The sequence below is a fragment of the Micromonospora sp. NPDC049645 genome (assembly GCF_040675155.1).
Lineage (GTDB): Bacteria > Actinomycetota > Actinomycetes > Mycobacteriales > Micromonosporaceae > Micromonospora.
The window spans coordinates 102276-118145 of the sequence record NZ_JBFAOI010000009.1 but is presented as its reverse complement, the minus strand read 5'-3'; the positions used below and the strand labels follow the sequence as shown (position 1 = coordinate 118145).

Genomic DNA, 15870 nt, shown 5'->3' with positions numbered 1-15870 from the left:
GCTTGTGCCTGTCCGGCAACGGGTGTGAGATCGAGCCGGAAGGTGAGCCAGCTCACCCGTCCGCCCGTCCCGTTCCCGCTGTGCAGCAGACCACCGGAGGATATCGCCGCGCACTCGCCCCGGGCCGCTTCCCGTCGCGCGGCGGTCGCCACCACCACCGGCTGAGGGAGGTGCGCCCCATGGCGCAGAAGAGTCAAGACAAGGGTTCCACCGGCGGCACGCCGGTGGTGACCGAACCCGAGCGGGTCCGCAACGTGGTGCTCGTCGGGCACTCCGGGGCGGGCAAGACCACCCTGGTCGAGGCCCTGCTCGCGGCGACCGGCACGATCGGCCGGGCCGGCACCGTGGTCGACGGCACCACGGTCGGCGACCACGACCCCGCGGCGGTACGCCAACAACGCTCGGTGAGCCTGTCCTGCGCACCGCTGCTGCACAACGGCATCAAGGTCAACCTGCTGGACACCCCCGGGTACGCCGACTTCGTCGGCGAGCTGCGGGCCGGGCTGCGGGCCGCCGACGCCGCACTCTTCGTCGTCTCGGCGGCCGGCGGCATGGACGCGGCCACCGTCGCGCTCTGGGAGGAGTGCGCGGCCGTCGACATGCCCCGCGCGGTCGCGATCGCCCGCCTGGACCAGCCGCGCGCCGACGTCGACGAGACGGTGGCGCTCTGCCAACGCCTCTTCGGCGACAACGTGATGCCTCTCTACCTGCCGATGCTCGGCGACGACGGGGTCTCCACCGAAGGTCTGCTCGGCCTGATCACCCGCCGGGTCTTCGACTACACCGCCGGGCTGCCCGCCGACATCCGCGACCCCGACCCGGAGCACCAGCCGGCCATCGACGAGTCCCGCAACGAGCTGATCGAGGGGATCATCGCCGAGAGCGAGGACGAGACCCTGATGGACCGGTACCTCGACGGCGAGGAGATCAGCACCGAGGTACTGATCGACGACCTGGAGAAGGCCGTCGCCCGGGGTCACTTCTATCCGGTGGTGCCGGTCTGCGCCCAGACCGGTGTCGGGCTGGACGTGCTGCTGGAGGTGCTGACCGCCGCGTTCCCGTCGCCGCTGGAACACGAGCTGCCGGCGGTGACCGGGGTGGACGGCTCGCCGCGTCCGCCGCTGACCTGCGACCCGGCCGGGCCACTCGTCGCCGAGGTCGTCAAGACCACCGTCGACCGCCACGTCGGTCGGGTCTCGCTGGTCCGGGTCTTCTCCGGCACGCTGCGCCCCGACCAGACCGTGCACGTCTCCGGGCACGGCCTGGCCGAACGCGGGCATCCCGACCACGACGCCGACGAGCGGGTCGGCCACATCTACACCCCGCTGGGCGCGACCCTGCGCGAGGTGTCGCTCTGCGTGGCCGGCGACATCTGCGCGATCACCAAGTCGGGCAGCGCCGAGACCGGCGACACCATCTCGACCAAGGACGAGCCGCTGCTGATCGCCCCCTGGGAGATGCCGGAGCCGCTGCTGCCGGTGGCGATCGTCGCCCGTAGCCGCGCCGACGAGGACGCCCTGGCCCGCAACCTCGCCCGACTGGTCGCCGGCGACCCCACGCTGCGGCTGGAGCGCAACCCGGAGACCCACCAGCTGGTGCTCTGGTGCATGGGCGAGGCACACGCGGACGTGGTGCTCGACCGGCTACGCGCCGGCGGCGTCGAACTGGACACCGAGCCGGTCAAGGTGTCGCTGCGCGAGACGCTGACCGTGCCCGCGAAGGGGCACGGCCGCCACGTCAAGCAGTCCGGCGGCCACGGTCAGTACGCGGTCTGCGACATCGAGGTGGAGCCGCTGCCCCGCGGCAGTGGCTTCGAGTTCGTCGACCGGGTGGTCGGCGGCGCGGTGCCGCACAACTACATCCCGTCGGTGGAGAAAGGCGTCCGCGCCCAGCTCGAACGCGGCCTGACCGCCGGTCACCCCGTGGTGGACCTGCGGGTGACCCTGGTCGACGGTAAGGCCCACAGCGTCGACTCCTCCGACGCCGCCTTCCAGACCGCCGGCGCGCTGGCGCTGCGCGACGCCGCCGAGCGCGGCCAGCCGGCCCTGCTGGAGCCGATCGACGAGGTCACCATCCGGGTGCCCGACGGCTCGGTGGGCACCGTGCTGGGCGACCTGTCCGGGCGCCGGGGCCGGGTGCTCGGCACCGAACCGGACGAGGACGCCGAGGGCCGCACCCTGGTGCGCGCCGAGGTCCCGGCCACCGAACTGCTTCGGTACGCCGTCGAGCTGCGCTCCATGACGGCCGGCACCGGCACCTTCCGCCGCCACTTTGTCCGCCACGACCCCATGCCCGCCCACCTGGCCGACCAGACCCGCAAGGAACAAACCCCCTAACCCACCCGCCCCCCGCCCCCGCCCCCGCCCCCGCCCCCGGGGTCGATCATGGAGTTGTGGTGGGCGGAAGACACGTCTACGCCCGATTTGCGGGGCACCACAACTCCATGATCGACGCGGGCGGGGACGGACGCGGGCGGGGACGGAGGCGGGCGCGGGCGGGTCGGCGGGGGGTGGGTTTACGGGTGGATTGTGGGGTGGGTGGGGCGGGGCCAGTGGGGGCGGTCGGCGTCGCGGAGGGCGGCGGTGCGCACGGCGGCGAGTTGCCGCTCCACCTCGACGAACTGGTCCGCCGGCAGGGGGCCCCGGTGCAGCGCGGCGGCGTTCTCCTCGACCTGGGCGACCGTACGGCAGCCCGGGATCGGGATGGTGCGACCGCTGCGCGCCCAGATCCAGCCCAATGCGCCCTGCGCGAGAGTGCGCCCGTCGGCGGTGAGCGCGTCCCGGACCGCGCTGACCCGACGCAGCCACTCCGGTGCCGGCCGGCCACCCCGGAACCACTCCAACCAGCCCGGGGCCAACCCGCGTACGTCGTCGCGGGGCAGTGTCGACCCGGCCGAGTACTTGCCGGTGAGCAGCCCCATGCCGAGGGGCCCCCGGTTGATGCTGGCCAGGTCGTACTTGTCGCAGACGGCGAGCAGCTCGGGGGCGTCGCGCAGGACCGACAGGGTGTGTTGCACGGCGGTGGCGCCGGCGTGCCCGAAGGCGGTGGCCCGGTCGGGGCGGTCGGTGCTCCACCCGTACGCCCGGATCAGGCCCTCGGCCACCAGGTCCTCGCAGGTCCCGATCAGCGCCTGCGCCCTCGGCACCGGCAGATCGGCCAGGTGCAGCTGGTAGAGGTCGATCCGGTCGGTGCCCAACCGGCGCAGCGAGGCCGTCACGGCACTGCGCAGGTACGCGGGTGACGCGTCCTCGCCGGTGGCCTGTCGGCTGGCCTCGTCGAAGGTGTAACCCCACTTGGTGGCGATCACGGCATCGTCCCGACGACCGGCGAGCGCCCGACCGAGCACCCGCTCGCCGTGCCCGGCCCCGTACGTGTCGGCGGTGTCGAAGAGGGTGATGCCCTCCTCGAGCGCCCGGCGTACCGCCCGCACCGACTCGTCGTCGTCGACCGCGCCCCAGCCCAGCGGCTGCGCGCCCTCCGCCCAGGGTCCGCTGATCGCCCAGCACCCCATGCCGAGGGCGCTGACCTCGATGCCGCTGCGCCCCAACGTCCGTGTCGTGACTGCCATCGGCCGATCGTGCCACCTCCACCGGGTCGGGGCGTAGCAGATCCGCGGAGCGGACACGCGGGCGCACGGCGACGGTCACGGTGCGGCATGATCGGCGCCATGCGACGGCTGGGTGTGGACATCGGCGGGGTGATCATCGAGCCGGCGGACGACGACGCGGACACCTCGTTCTTCGGCGCGCACTACCTACGTACCCCCGCCGTCGACGGCGCGTTCGACGCGCTGGCGGCGCTCGGACCGACGTTCGACGAGGTGCACCTGGTGTCCAAGTGCGGGGAGGACACCGAGCGGCGGACCCGGGAGTGGTTGGCCCACCACGACTTCGCGGCACGCACCGGGATCGCCGCGCACCGGGTGCACTTCTGCCGCACCCGACCGGACAAGGCGCCCATCGCCCGGCGGCTCGGCCTGACCCACTTCGTGGACGACAAGCCGGAGGTGCTCGGCTACCTCGACTCGGTGCCGCACCGCTACCTGTTCCGACCCCGCCCGGCGCAGGTCGCCGCGCACGCCGCGCTGCTGCCGCGCGTACACCGGGTGGAGAGTTGGTCGGAGTTGACCCCGCTGCTGCGCGCCGACTAGCCGGAGGGAGGCGTGCGTCGGGCAGCCGGCGCGGCGCGGCCGGCGGCGGTCAGGACGGCCAGGCGCGGGCCAGCAGATCGCGGGTGTCGCCGAGCAGCTGCGGCAGGACCTTGGTGCGGCCGATCACCGGCATGAAGTTCGCGTCGCCACCCCAGCGCGGCACCACGTGCTGGTGCAGGTGCGCGGCGATGCCGGCGCCGGCCACCCCGCCCTGGTTCATGCCGAGGTTGAAGCCGTGGGCGTTGCTGACCTTGCGGATCACCCGCATGGCGGTCTGGGTGTACGACGCCAGCTCGGTGGTCTCCGGCACGTCCAGGTCGGTGTAGTCGGCGACGTGCCGGTAGGGGCAGACCAGCAGGTGCCCCGGGTTGTACGGGTAGAGGTTGAGCACCACGAACACGTGCTCGCCACGGGCGACCACCAGGCTCTCCTCCGGCGGCAGCTTCGGCCCCCGGCAGAACGGGCAGCCGGTGGGCTTCTCGTAGCCCTCGGCCGGGCGGTCCTCGCCGGAGATGTAGGTCATCCGGTGCGGCGTCCAGAGCCGCTCCAGGCCGTCCGCCATGCCGTCTGCCACGGCGTCGATGTCCGTGTGCCGTTCCGCCCCTGTCACGAGCCGATCCTACGGAGCGGCCTCGGCGCACCGCGACACCCGCCGTCAGGAAAACCGATTGCTGCAAGTTCTTGACGGATCAATGCCGAAGCCTGAAACTTCCATGCATCCACGTACTTCCATTCATTGATGGAGGGCTCCATGTTCCGACGGCTCGGCAGGTTCCTCGCGGCACTTGCGCTGACCGCCGCCACCACAGTGGCCGGCGTCACCCTCACCGCCGGCGCGGCCCAGGCGGACGGCTGCTACACCTGGGGACGCACCCTGTCCCAGGGGGCGTCCGGAGAGGACGTCCGACAACTCCAGATCCGGGTCGCCGGCTACCCCGGCTACGGCGCGGTGCTCACCATCGACGGCGCGTACGGCCCGGCCACCCGATCGGCGGTGATCCGCTTCCAGCAGGCGTACGGGCTGCCCGCCGACGGCATCGCCGGCCCGCAGACGTTCAACCGGCTCTACGCCCTCCAGGACGACGACTGCACACCGGTCAACTTCAGCTACCCCGAGCTGAACAAGTGCAACAGCGACTGGTCCGGGGGCGCGGTCTCGGCGAGCACCGCCCGGTTCAACGCGCTCGTCTCGATGTGGAAACTCCAGGCCATGCGGCACGCCCTCGGTGACGTGGCCATCGCGATCAGCAGCAGCTTCCGCAGCTACGCCTGCAACAGCGCGGTCGGCGGAGCGTCCAACAGCCGGCACCTGTACGGCGACGGGGTGGACCTGGTCGGATCCCCGTCGTTCTGCCGGCTCGCGCAGCAGGCCCGCAACCACGGCTTCGGGCAGATCCTCGGCCCCGGCTACCCCGACCACAACGACCACACCCACGTGGCGGCAGTCGGCGGCTGGTCAGCGCCGAACTGCGGCATCTGACCCGAGGGCGTCACCCCCGGGAGTCACCCGCCTGGCGAAGATCGAACCAGACAGAGACCGCGCCCGACAAAGAGCGCGCCTGGCGAAGATCGCGCTCGTACATGGAAGTAGTGGCCTCCGCGATGTCGGAGGCCACTACTTCCTCGATCGAGCGCGATCATGCGTCGAGCTGACGCCACGCGGACAGCACGCGGACAGCACGCGGGCGCCACGCGGACCGGGACAGGGCGGTCCGGCTACTCCGCGGCGGCGGAGGGGCCGATGTTGGTCCGCGAGCTGACCACGTCGAGCACGTGGGTCACCGCCTCGGCGACCGGTACCCCGTTGCGCTGGGAGCCGTCGCGGTAGCGGAAGGAGACCGTCCCGGCGGCCACGTCGTCGTCGCCGGCGATCACCATGAACGGGATCTTCTGCTGCTGCGCGGTCCGGATCTTCTTCTGCATCCGGTCGTCACCCGCGTCCACCTGGGCCCGGATGCCCTCGGCGCGCAGCGCCGCGACGAAGCCGTGCAGGTAGTCGGTGTGGTCCTCGCGGATCGGGATGCCCACCACCTGCACCGGCGCCAGCCAGGCCGGGAACGCGCCCGCGTAGTGCTCGGTGAGCACCCCGAAGAACCGCTCGATCGACCCGAACAGCGCCCGATGGATCATCACGGGCCGCTGCCGGCTGCCGTCGGCGGCCTGGTACTCCAGGCCGAACCGCTCCGGCTGGTTGAAGTCCACCTGGATGGTGGACATCTGCCAGGTCCGGCCGATCGCGTCGCGGGCCTGCACGGAGATCTTCGGCCCGTAGAACGCCGCGCCGCCCGGGTCGGGCACCAGCTCCAGGCCGGAGGTCGCGGCGGCGGTGCGCAGCGCCTCGGTGGCCTCCGCCCAGTCCTCGTCGGCGCCGATGAACTTCGGCGAGTCGTCGCGGGTCGACAGCTCCAGGTAGAAGTCGTCCAGACCGTAGTCGCGCAGCAGGTCGAGCACGAAGCTGAGCAGCGTGGACAACTCGCCGGCCATCTGCTCACGCGTGCAGTAGATGTGCGAGTCGTCCTGGGTCAGGCCCCGGACCCGGGTCAGGCCGTGCACGACGCCGGACTTCTCGTACCGGTAGACGGTGCCGAACTCGAACATCCGCAGCGGCAGCTCCCGGTACGACCGCCCGCGCGACCTGAAGATCAGGTTGTGCATCGGGCAGTTCATCGCCTTGAGGTAGTAGTCCGCGCCCTCCAGCTGCATGGGCGGGAACATGGTGTCCGCGTAGTACGGCAGGTGACCGGAGGTCTGGAACAGCTGCGCCTTGGAGATGTGCGGGGTGTTGACGAACTCGTACCCCGCCTGCTCGTGCCGCTGCCGCGAGTAGTTCTCCATCTCGCGGCGGATGATGCCGCCCTTGGGGTGGAAGACCGCGAGGCCGGAGCCGATCTCGTCGGGGAAGCTGAACAGGTCCAGGTCCGCGCCGAGCTTGCGGTGGTCGCGCCGGGCGGCCTCCTCCAACAGCTTCAGGTACGCCTTGAGCTCGTCACGGGTCGGCCACGCGGTGCCGTACACCCGCTGTAGTTGGGGGTTCTTCTCCGACCCCCGCCAGTATGCGGCGGCGGAGCGCATCAGCTTGAACGCGCCGATCAGTCGGGTGGTCGGCAGGTGCGGACCCCGGCACAGGTCCGACCAGCAGACCTTGTCCTCCTTGGCGTCGAGGTTGTCGTAGATGGTCAGCTCACCGCCGCCCACCTCCATCACCTCGTCGGTGTCCAGACCCTCGCCCTTGACCTCGATCAATTCCAGCTTGAACGGCTCGTCGGCCAGCTCGGAGCGCGCCTCGTCGAGGCTGCCGAAGCGGCGGCGACGGAACCGCTGCCCGGACTTGACGATCTCCTGCATGCGCTTCTCGAGCTTGCTGAGGTCATCGGGCTGGAACGGCTTGTCGACGTCGAAGTCGTAGTAGAAGCCGTTCTCGATGGGCGGGCCGATGCCCAGCTTGGCCTCGGGGAAGATGTCCTGCACGGCCTGGGCGAGGACGTGCGCGGTGGAGTGACGCAGCACGTTGAGCCCGTCGGGCGAGTCCAGGCTGACCGGCTCGACGACGGTCTCCTCGGCCGGCGACCAGTCCAGGTCGCGCAGCTGGCCCTGCGGGTCGCGGACCACGACGATCGCCTTGGGGCCGTTCGCGGGCAGTCCGGCCGCGGCCACCGCGTCGGCCGCCGTGGTCCCGGCGGCGACGACGACGGGGTCGGCCACGGCGGGGGTACGGGGTGCGGACACGGTGACTCCTCCAAGCGGTACGAAACGGTGCCGATCCTCGGCTCCTGCCGATGCTATCGGTCGCCCCGCCCCCGACCGGGAACGGCACCTTCGTTACCGCCGGCGTTGAACCTTTCGCGCCCGCCAGCCGAACTAGAAGGTGTGGCCGGAACCGGTGCCGGCCGCGTCGACACGGATGGGGGCACGAGATGGCGAGCACGGACGGCGGTGGCCGCCGGCGGCGGATCGGGGCGGCGACCGCGGTGACCGCCGCCGGGCTGCTGCTCTGGCCTGGCGCGGCGTACGCGGCGGACGTCACGACCACCCCGACCGAGGCGCGGCAGGGTGACGCCGTACGCCTGGAGTTCAGCGTCCCGGAGGAGCGGACCGGCACGAAGACCACGCGGATCGAGGTCCGGTTGCCGACCGACGCGCCGATCGCCGAGGTCTACCCGATGTCGGTGGACGGGTGGGCGCCCCGGATCAGCTCCCGCGACCTGGACAAGCCGGTGGCCGGTATCCACTCCTCCGGTGTGAGCACGGTGACGACCGCGGTGACCTGGGTCCGGGTCGGTGAGAGCGGCCCCGGTCCGGCCCGGTTGGCGCTGTCCATGGGGCCGATGCCCCAGGCGGAGCGGCTCACCTTCGAGGTCGTCCAGACGTACGCCGACGGCACGGTGATCAGGTGGGCGGACGCCACCGGCCCGCACCGGGCCCCGACGCTCACCTTGCTGCCGGCGGCCCCGGGCGCCGCCGGGCCGGCCACCCACGGCGGCGGCCACGGCGCACCGGCGGCCGGCGCACCGGCCGCTGGGGGCAACGGTGCCGACGGCGCCCCGGGCGGCGGTGTCGACGGCGACACGGGCGGCGGTGCGGGCGGCGCCGACGAGGAGTCCGGCAACGCGGACGGGATGCTGGCCGCCGGTCTGCTGGCCGGGCTGGGCGGCGGCGCGGCGATCGGCTGGCTTGTCAGCCGGTGGCGCCGACGCGACCCGGACGAGGCCACCGCACTCGCCAAGGTCACCGGCGACCCGGACGAGACCGCCACGTCGGAGACGCCGCAAGACGAGGCCGCCACCCTGGCCGAGATAACGGGCCGGGCGGACACGGCCGCGCAGCCCACCGCGACGGCCGGCCGGGCGAACGACGCCACGACGCTCGCCGAGACCACCGGCCACGCGGACAGGACCGCAGCGAGCGCCGACCGGACCTCGACCGACGCGCAGCCTGCCGACCCGCGCCCGGTAGACCCGCGGCAGGTAGACCCGCGCCCGGCGGACGCGACGCCCGCTGTTTCCGCGGCATCGCGGTGATCCACTCGGCTTTCCGGAAATCGCGGCATCAGAGCCGCGCGGACAGCCGGATTTGCCGGTGATCCACTCGGCTTTCCGGAAACCGCGGCAACCGAGCCGCGCGGACGCCCCGATTTGCAGGAAGCCGAGTTGATCGCTGCGCGGACGGCCAACTCCGACCGCGCGAGCACGGCAGACCGCGCGAGCCCGGCAGCCGGGACAGCCCAGGGCGGCCGCGCGAGCACAGCAGACCGCGCGGGCACGACAGCCGGGACAGCCCGGGTGGCCAGGTCCGTCTCGGCGTCAGGGGAGCCAGGTCGGTAGCGGCTCGCGGGCGGACAGCCAGGACTCGGGCACCCCGCCCGGGGTGCCGACGCCGGTGTACGCGGCCACCACCGCGCCCGCGATCGCGGCCGTGGTGTCCACGTCCCCACCGGCGCGCACGCACGTCCGGATCGCCGTCGGATAGTCGTCGAGATGGGTGGCGGCCACCCAGAGGGTGAACCCGACGGTGTCCTGGGCGGTCACTCGGGAACCGTTGCCGAGCGCCGCCACCACCCGGGGAAGCGGCCGGCCGAGCAGCCCGGCCGCCCGGTGTACGCCCCGATGCACCTCGGTGCCCGGGTCCAGCGCGGCGGCGATCCCGGCGAGCAGCCGTTCCGGTGCTGGCCGGTGCCCGTCGAGGCGGGCCCGGGCCGCCAGCGCGGCAGCGACCGCTACGGCGACGGCACCGGCGATTCCCTCCGGGTGCGCGTGCGTCACCTCGGCGGAGGCGCGGGCCTGCGCCGCGGCGCGCGCGGTCGAGTCGGCGAAGTACGCGCCCAGCGGACCGACCCGCATCGCCGCCCCGTTGCCGCAGGAGCCCTGCCCGTCGAAGGCGGAGGCGGCGGCAAGTGGCCACGGGGTGCCGGTGCGGATCAGCTCCAGGATCAGCATCGCGCCCGCGCCGTAGCCTCGGCGCGGAGCGCACCGCTCGGCGAAGGACAGCGCCAGCCGGTCCCGGTCGACGCCGCCGGAGTCGGCCAGTTGGGCGAGGACCGAGCAGGCCATCTCGGTGTCGTCGGTCCATTCCCAGGGTGCCGGTGGCAGCGCGCCGCCGGCGGCGAAGTCCTCGGCCGCCGGCCCCGGCAGGAAGAACTGCGCGCCGAGCGCGTCGCCGGTGGAGAGACCGGCGAGGCTGTCCCGGGCGAGCGCCAGGCGGGCATCGGCGAACAGGGTGAACGACATCGTCGTACCAGCTTGCCCGGTCGGCAGGCACGTCGCAACGCGATCAACTTGCCAGGCCAAGTACGGTCTTGTCGTGGCCTCCGTGCTCCTGGTCGAAGACGATCACGTCGTACGCGGCGCGATGCTGCGGTCCCTCACCGACCGGGGGCATGCCGTGCACGCCGTGGGTACGGCGTTGGACGCCCTGCGTCGGGTCGCCGCGGAGACACCCGACCTGGTGGTGCTGGACCTCGGCCTGCCCGATCTGGACGGCTCGGACGCGCTGCGGATGCTGCGCGGCATCACCGACGTTCCGATCATCATCGCCACCGCCCGGGACGACGAGCAGTCGGTGGTCAAGTTGCTGCGCGCCGGCGCCGACGACTACATGGTGAAGCCGTTCACCGGGGCGCACCTGGACGCGCGGATCACCACCGTGCTGCGCCGGGCCGGCCGGGCCAGTCGGACGGTGCAGCCCGCGGTGCACAGCGTCGGCGGGCTGCGGGTGGACGTGGGCGAGCGCAGCGCCCAGCTCGACGGGGAGCCGCTGGCGCTCACCCGCAAGGAATTCGACCTGTTGGCGTATCTCGCCGCACGACCTGGGCGGGTAGTGTCCCGCCGGGAACTCTTGGAGGAGGTATGGCGGCAGCCATCGGTCGGCGAGGATCAGACCATCGACGTTCACCTGTACTGGCTCCGCAGAAAGATGGGCGAGTCCGCAGCGAAGCCGCGCTACCTGCGCACCGTGCGGGGGGTCGGGTTCCGGCTGGTGGCACCGGACTGAGGACCGCGCTGGCCCTGCTCACGGCCGGTATGTGCAGTCTCGTCGCGCTCGCGTTCCTGATTCCCCTCGGGCTCAGCCTGCGCGAGCAGAGCCGGGACGAGGCGATCGCCGACGCGGCACGGCGCAGCGCGCTGGTGACCGGCGCGCTGGCGGTGAGCACCGACCCGGCGGTCGTCGAGCGCGCCGTGGTGGCCAGCGCGGAGGGCGCCCCCACCCGGCCGGTGGTGCACGGGTTGGGGCTGGACGAGTCCGCCGGTCGGGCCGGTGGCAGTGACCTGGAACGGGCCCGCGCCGACCGGCAGTCGGTGGTCGTCGACGTCGACGGGGGTGTGCTCCGGCTGGACCCGGTCGTCCTCGGTGACCGGACGGCCGTGGTCGAGGTGTTCCTGCCGGACTCGACGCTCGGCGAGGGCGCCGGTGGCACCTGGCTGCTGTTGCTCGCGGTCGGCGCGGCGATGACCGGCGCGGCGGTGCTGGTGGTCGACCGGGTCGCCGCCCGTGCGGTGGACTCGACCCGGGGTCTGGTCAAGGCCGCGCTCTCCATCGGGGACGGCGACCTGGGCGTACGCGTCGAGCCGACCGGTCCGCGTGAGCTGGCCGAGGCCGGGTACGCCTTCAACCGGATGGCGGACCGGCTGGACGCCGCCCGCACCGACGAGCGGGAGTTGGTGGCCGACCTGTCGCACCGTCTGCGTACCCCGTTGACGGTGCTGCGGTTGGACGCCGAGGCGTTGGAGTCCGACGACACCAGCGTGGGGTCGTTCAGCCCGGCCGAGCTGGACCGGCTGCGCGGCATTCGGCGGATCCGACAGGCGATCGTCACCCTGGAGGGTGAGATCGACGTGTTGATCAAGACCACCCGTAAGGCGGTGGCGCACGAGGCCGGGCCGGCGATGTGCGACGTCAGCGAGGTGGTCCGGGACCGGATGGTGTTCTGGGCGGCCCTCGCGGGCGACCAGAACCGGCCGCACCGGGTCAACGGCGCGCAGTTGCGCATTCCGGCGCCGGTGCCGCGCGCCGAGTTGGCCGCCGCGCTGGACGCGGTGATCGGCAACGTCTTCCGGTACACCCCGCAGGGCACCGCGTTCGAGGTGGCCGTGTCCCGGCGCGACGGCTATGTGGCGATCCGGATCGACGACGCCGGCCCCGGCATCGCCAACCCGGACCGGGCGCTGCGCCGGGGCGCCAGCGACCAGGGCTCGACCGGGCTCGGCCTGGACATCGCCAAGCGGGTGGCGTTGCAGGCCAACGGGTCGGTGAGCATCGACCGCGCCCGGCTGGGCGGGGCCAGCGTGGTGATGCTGCTCGCCGACCCGGAGGCGACGCCTCGGCAGGTAAGCCGCTTCGGCCTGGTGGGTCGGATGGCCCGCGATGCCCGGGACACGAAGTCCAGTGGACGTCGCTGGCCCCGCCAGCGCCCCACCGACGACTGACCGGGTCGACGCCGGGGCTGTGCGCCGGCGCAAGTCTTCCTTAGATCGCGGTTAACGACCGCGTCGGACCGGCCGTGAGCTGACAGGATCACAGCACGAACCCACCAGTTCCACCGGCCGAGCGCAGCACGCACCCACGGCCGGTGGAGCCGCGCGCGCGGCGGGAGTCTCAGGTCCCCCCACACCCACGCTCCCGCCGCGCGCCCTGCTCTCCCGACCCGACCCGCCCAGCCCAGGGCCCGGCCCGCGTAGCCACGCCCCGAGCGACCGGCCGGGCCGAACAGCCGCCCGGGGCGAACAGCTAGCCGGGCCGAACAGCCGCCCGGGGTGAACAGCTAGCCGGGCCGCGTAGCCGTCCGGGGCGCGCAGCTGAGCGGTCGGCAAGCTCAGCCGGCGGTGGCGAGGTAGGCGTCGATCTCGTCGCTGATCCGCTGCTTGCCGGCGGTGTCGAGGAAGGACGCGGTCACCGCGTTGCGGGCCAGCCCGGTCAGCCCCTCGGCGCCGACGCCGAGCAGGCGGGCCGCCACCGCGTACTCGTCGTTGAGAGTCGTGCCGAACATCGGCGGGTCGTCGGAGTTGATGGTGACCAGCAGGCCCGCCTCGACCAGCCGGGGCAGCGGGTGCTCGTCGAGGTTGGCCACCGCCCTGGTCCGGACGTTGGAGGTCGGGCAGACCTCCAACGCGATCTGCCGCTCGGCCAGGTACGCGAGCAACTGCGGGTCCTGCGCGGCGGAAATGCCGTGCCCGATCCGCTCGGCGCCCAGCTCGTGCAGCGCGTCCCAGACGGTCTGCGGGCCGGTGGTCTCCCCGGCGTGCGGCACCGAACGCAGCCCGGCGGCGCGGGCCTGGTCGAAGTAGGGCCGGAACTGCGGCCGGGGTACGCCGATCTCCGGGCCGCCGAGACCGAAACTGACCAGCCCGTCCGGGCGCTCGTCCAGCGCGATGCGCAGCGTCTCCTCGGCGGCCGGCAGACCGGCCTCGCCGGGGATGTCGAAGCACCAACGCAGCTCGATGCCGAAGTCGGCCAGGGCACGCTTACGGGCGTCCTCGATCGCCTCGCAGAACGCCGGGGCGGGGATGCCCCGACGCACGTGCGAGTACGGGGTGATGGTCAGCTCCGCGTACCGGACCTGTTGGCGGGCCAACTCCCGGGCCACCTCGTGGGTGAGGATCCAGACGTCCTCCGGGTCGCGGATGAGGTCCACGACGCTCAGGTAGACCTCGATGAAGTGCGCGAAGTCGCGGAACTCGAAGTAGCTGGCGAGCGCCTCGGGATCGGCCGGCACGGGGGTACGTCCCTCGTGGCGGGCGGCCAACTCGGCGACGATCCGGGGCGAGGCGGAGCCGACGTGGTGCACGTGCAGCTCCACCTTGGGCAGGCCGGCGATGAAGGTGGGCAGGTCGGTCACGGGTTCTCCTGAGCATGGTCACCGGTGCGGGCGACGACGAAGACACGGCGGAACGGGAAGTACACCTGACCCTGCCGCACCGGGTACGCCGCGGTGAGGCGTACCCCCAGCTCGGCCCGGAAGGCCGACCAGCCGGCGGCGTCCAGCGCGGCCCGGACCGGGCGCAACGCGGTGCCCTCCATCCAGGCCAGCACCGGGTGCTCGGCGGCGGGTCGAGCCGGCAGCAGGTGCACGTAGGTAGTCTCCCAGGCGTCCACCGCGCAGCCGGCGGCGGTCAGCAGCGCCGCGTAGTCGGCCGGGTCGTCGACCGGGTCCGCGCGCAGCAGCGGGGCGAGATCGGCCCGCCAGGTCGGCCGGTCGGCGACCTCCCGCAGGGCGCGGTGCGATCCGGCGGCGAAGTTGCCGGGGACCTGCATGGCGAGCCACGCCCCGGCGGGCAGCTCGACGGCCCAGCGGCGCAGCAACTCCTGGTGGCCGGGGACCCACTGCAGCGCCGCGTTGCTGACCACCACGTCCTCGTCGCCGGCCGGACGCCAGTCGCGCAGGTCGGCGACGGTGAAATCGACGGGTACGCCGAGGGTCTCGGCCCGGTCGATCATGTCGGGTGAGGAGTCGAGGCCGAGCACCCGGCTCGTCGGCCAGCGCTCGGCGAGGGTGGCGGTGAGCTGGCCGGGCCCGCAGCCGAGGTCGACCACCGTCCGGGGGCGCTCGGCCGGGATCCGGGCGACGAGGTCGTGAAACGGCCGGGATCGCTGGTCGCCGAATCGCAGGTAGGCCGTCGGATCCCACATGATCGCCTCCCAAACCGTACGTCCGTATTGTTTTACGGTACGGCTCGTCTGGCCGGGCGGCAACCCGATCACTAGGCTCGGGGGCATGGAACAGCGCAGCTTCAACCGGCTCGGCCGGACCGTTGGCGCGGTCGGTCTGGGCGCCTGGCAACTCGGTGCCGACTGGGGCACCGTCAGCGAGGACGACGCGATGGCGGTGCTCGCCGCCGCCGTGGACGCCGGGGTCACCTTCCTCGACACCGCCGACGTCTACGGCGACGGACGCAGCGAACAGCTGATCGGGCGCTTCCTGCGCACCCGACCCGACGCCGGGCTGACCGTCGCCACCAAGATGGGCCGCCGCGTCGAGCAGCGGCCGGAGGCGTACACCCTGGCCAACTTCCGGCAGTGGACCGACCGCTCCCGGGCCAACCTGGGCATGGACACCCTCGACCTGGTCCAGCTGCACTGCCCGCCCACCGAGGTCTTCTCCTCCGACGAGGTCTTCGACGGCCTGGACACCCTCGTCGCCGAGAAGGCCATCGCCGGCTACGGCGTCAGCGTCGAAACGTGCGACCAGGCCCTCACCGCGATCGCCCGGCCGGGCGTGGCGAGCGTGCAGATCATCCTCAACGCGGTCCGCCACAAGCCCCTGGAGCGGGTCCTGCCGGCCGCCGCGGCAGCCGGTGTGGGCATCATCGCCCGGGTGCCGCTGGCCAGCGGCCTGCTCTCCGGTCGCTACGACGAGCACACCGAGTTCCCCGCCGACGACCACCGCAACTACAACCGGCACGGAGCCGCGTTCGACGTCGGGGAGACGTTCTCCGGGGTCGACTTCGACCGGGGTCTGGCCGCCGTACGCCGGCTGGCCCCGCTCGTTGACGCGGACCGCACGATGGCGCAGTTCGCGCTGCGCTGGGTGCTCGACCAGGCGGGCGTCACCGTGGTCATCCCCGGCGCCCGCGACGCCGAGCAGGCCCGCCGCAACGCCGCCGCGGCGGACCTGTCCCCGCTGACCGACGAGCAGTTGGCAGCCGTACGCGCGACCTACGACGAGCTGATCCGCCCGCAGGTGCACGACCGGTGGTGACCCGCGCGCCCGGGGTGCTCGCGTCGGCCTG

Annotated in this window: 13 protein-coding genes; 7 read left to right on the top strand and 6 right to left on the bottom strand. The window is 73.0% G+C overall.

The annotated features are described in order from the left end of the window. Positions 1-179 precede the first annotated feature (179 nt). Positions 180-2336: an elongation factor G-like protein EF-G2 gene (locus AB0J33_RS20975; RefSeq protein ID WP_363615682.1), complete on the top strand. Its 2157-nt coding sequence runs from the start codon at positions 180-182 to the stop codon at positions 2334-2336. 179 nt (positions 2337-2515) lie between these two features. On the opposite strand, the gene AB0J33_RS20970 is transcribed toward AB0J33_RS20975, so the two are convergent. Further along, positions 2516-3568 carry an aldo/keto reductase gene (locus AB0J33_RS20970; protein WP_363615681.1) on the bottom strand — a complete coding sequence of 351 codons (1053 nt, stop codon included), beginning with the start codon at positions 3566-3568 and terminating at the stop codon, positions 2516-2518. A gap of 99 nt (positions 3569-3667) precedes the next feature. Here AB0J33_RS20970 and AB0J33_RS20965 point away from each other — a divergent pair, with 99 nt between their 5' ends. After that, positions 3668-4150 carry a hypothetical protein gene (locus tag AB0J33_RS20965; RefSeq protein WP_363615680.1) on the top strand — a complete coding sequence of 161 codons (483 nt, stop codon included), beginning with the start codon at positions 3668-3670 and terminating at the stop codon, positions 4148-4150. A gap of 49 nt (positions 4151-4199) precedes the next feature. Here the strand turns inward: AB0J33_RS20965 and AB0J33_RS20960 are convergent, their stop codons facing one another. Beyond that, positions 4200-4712, bottom strand: coding sequence for an HIT domain-containing protein (locus tag AB0J33_RS20960; RefSeq protein ID WP_196930193.1), 513 nt, complete (start codon positions 4710-4712; stop codon positions 4200-4202). Between the two features lie 189 nt (positions 4713-4901). Here AB0J33_RS20960 and AB0J33_RS20955 point away from each other — a divergent pair, with 189 nt between their 5' ends. Continuing rightward, positions 4902-5630, top strand: a complete 729-nt coding sequence (locus tag AB0J33_RS20955) for a D-Ala-D-Ala carboxypeptidase family metallohydrolase (protein ID WP_363615679.1) — start codon at positions 4902-4904, stop codon at positions 5628-5630. Positions 5631-5866: 236 nt separating this feature from the next. Here the strand turns inward: AB0J33_RS20955 and thrS are convergent, their stop codons facing one another. Next, a complete protein-coding gene (gene thrS / locus AB0J33_RS20950) occupies positions 5867-7876 on the bottom strand; it encodes a threonine--tRNA ligase (RefSeq protein WP_363615678.1) in 2010 nt (669 codons plus the stop codon). Between the two features lie 188 nt (positions 7877-8064). Here thrS and AB0J33_RS20945 point away from each other — a divergent pair, with 188 nt between their 5' ends. After that, a complete protein-coding gene (locus tag AB0J33_RS20945; RefSeq protein ID WP_363615677.1) occupies positions 8065-9168 on the top strand; it encodes a DUF1775 domain-containing protein in 1104 nt (367 codons plus the stop codon). Positions 9169-9450: 282 nt separating this feature from the next. Here AB0J33_RS20945 and AB0J33_RS20940 read toward each other — a convergent pair whose 3' ends face one another. Next, positions 9451-10374 (bottom strand): ADP-ribosylglycohydrolase family protein, encoded by a 924-nt coding sequence (locus tag AB0J33_RS20940; protein WP_363615676.1) that lies wholly within the window; start codon positions 10372-10374, stop codon positions 9451-9453. A 73-nt stretch (positions 10375-10447) separates the two neighbouring features. On the opposite strand from AB0J33_RS20940, the gene AB0J33_RS20935 reads away from it, so the two are divergent. After that, positions 10448-11137 (top strand): response regulator transcription factor, encoded by a 690-nt coding sequence (locus tag AB0J33_RS20935; RefSeq protein WP_030489108.1) that lies wholly within the window; start codon positions 10448-10450, stop codon positions 11135-11137. 29 nt (positions 11138-11166) lie between these two features. Continuing rightward, positions 11167-12570 carry a HAMP domain-containing sensor histidine kinase gene (locus AB0J33_RS20930; protein WP_363615675.1) on the top strand — a complete coding sequence of 468 codons (1404 nt, stop codon included), beginning with the start codon at positions 11167-11169 and terminating at the stop codon, positions 12568-12570. A 386-nt stretch (positions 12571-12956) separates the two neighbouring features. On the opposite strand, the gene AB0J33_RS20925 is transcribed toward AB0J33_RS20930, so the two are convergent. After that, positions 12957-13979: an adenosine deaminase gene (locus AB0J33_RS20925; RefSeq protein ID WP_363615674.1), complete on the bottom strand. Its 1023-nt coding sequence runs from the start codon at positions 13977-13979 to the stop codon at positions 12957-12959. Beyond that, positions 13976-14770 carry a trans-aconitate 2-methyltransferase gene (locus tag AB0J33_RS20920; RefSeq protein ID WP_363615673.1) on the bottom strand — a complete coding sequence of 265 codons (795 nt, stop codon included), beginning with the start codon at positions 14768-14770 and terminating at the stop codon, positions 13976-13978. The genes AB0J33_RS20925 and AB0J33_RS20920 overlap by 4 nt, the downstream gene beginning before the upstream one ends. Positions 14771-14855: 85 nt before the next feature. Between AB0J33_RS20920 and AB0J33_RS20915 the strand changes: the two genes are divergently transcribed. Further along, entirely contained in the window at positions 14856-15839 is a 984-nt protein-coding gene (locus AB0J33_RS20915; RefSeq protein ID WP_363615672.1) for an aldo/keto reductase, read from the top strand. Positions 15840-15870: the final 31 nt, after the last annotated feature.

Coding starts and splice junctions, on each gene's coding strand:
- AB0J33_RS20975 (WP_363615682.1), top strand. CDS start 180: ATGGCGCAGAAGAGTCAAGACAAGGGTTCCACCGGCGGCACGCCGGTG.
- AB0J33_RS20970 (WP_363615681.1), bottom strand. CDS start 3,568: ATGGCAGTCACGACACGGACGTTGGGGCGCAGCGGCATCGAGGTCAGC.
- AB0J33_RS20965 (WP_363615680.1), top strand. CDS start 3,668: ATGCGACGGCTGGGTGTGGACATCGGCGGGGTGATCATCGAGCCGGCG.
- AB0J33_RS20960 (WP_196930193.1), bottom strand. CDS start 4,712: ATGGCGGACGGCCTGGAGCGGCTCTGGACGCCGCACCGGATGACCTAC.
- AB0J33_RS20955 (WP_363615679.1), top strand. CDS start 4,902: ATGTTCCGACGGCTCGGCAGGTTCCTCGCGGCACTTGCGCTGACCGCC.
- AB0J33_RS20945 (WP_363615677.1), top strand. CDS start 8,065: ATGGCGAGCACGGACGGCGGTGGCCGCCGGCGGCGGATCGGGGCGGCG.
- AB0J33_RS20940 (WP_363615676.1), bottom strand. CDS start 10,374: ATGTCGTTCACCCTGTTCGCCGATGCCCGCCTGGCGCTCGCCCGGGAC.
- AB0J33_RS20930 (WP_363615675.1), top strand. CDS start 11,167: ATGTGCAGTCTCGTCGCGCTCGCGTTCCTGATTCCCCTCGGGCTCAGC.
- AB0J33_RS20920 (WP_363615673.1), bottom strand. CDS start 14,770: ATGTGGGATCCGACGGCCTACCTGCGATTCGGCGACCAGCGATCCCGG.
- AB0J33_RS20915 (WP_363615672.1), top strand. CDS start 14,856: ATGGAACAGCGCAGCTTCAACCGGCTCGGCCGGACCGTTGGCGCGGTC.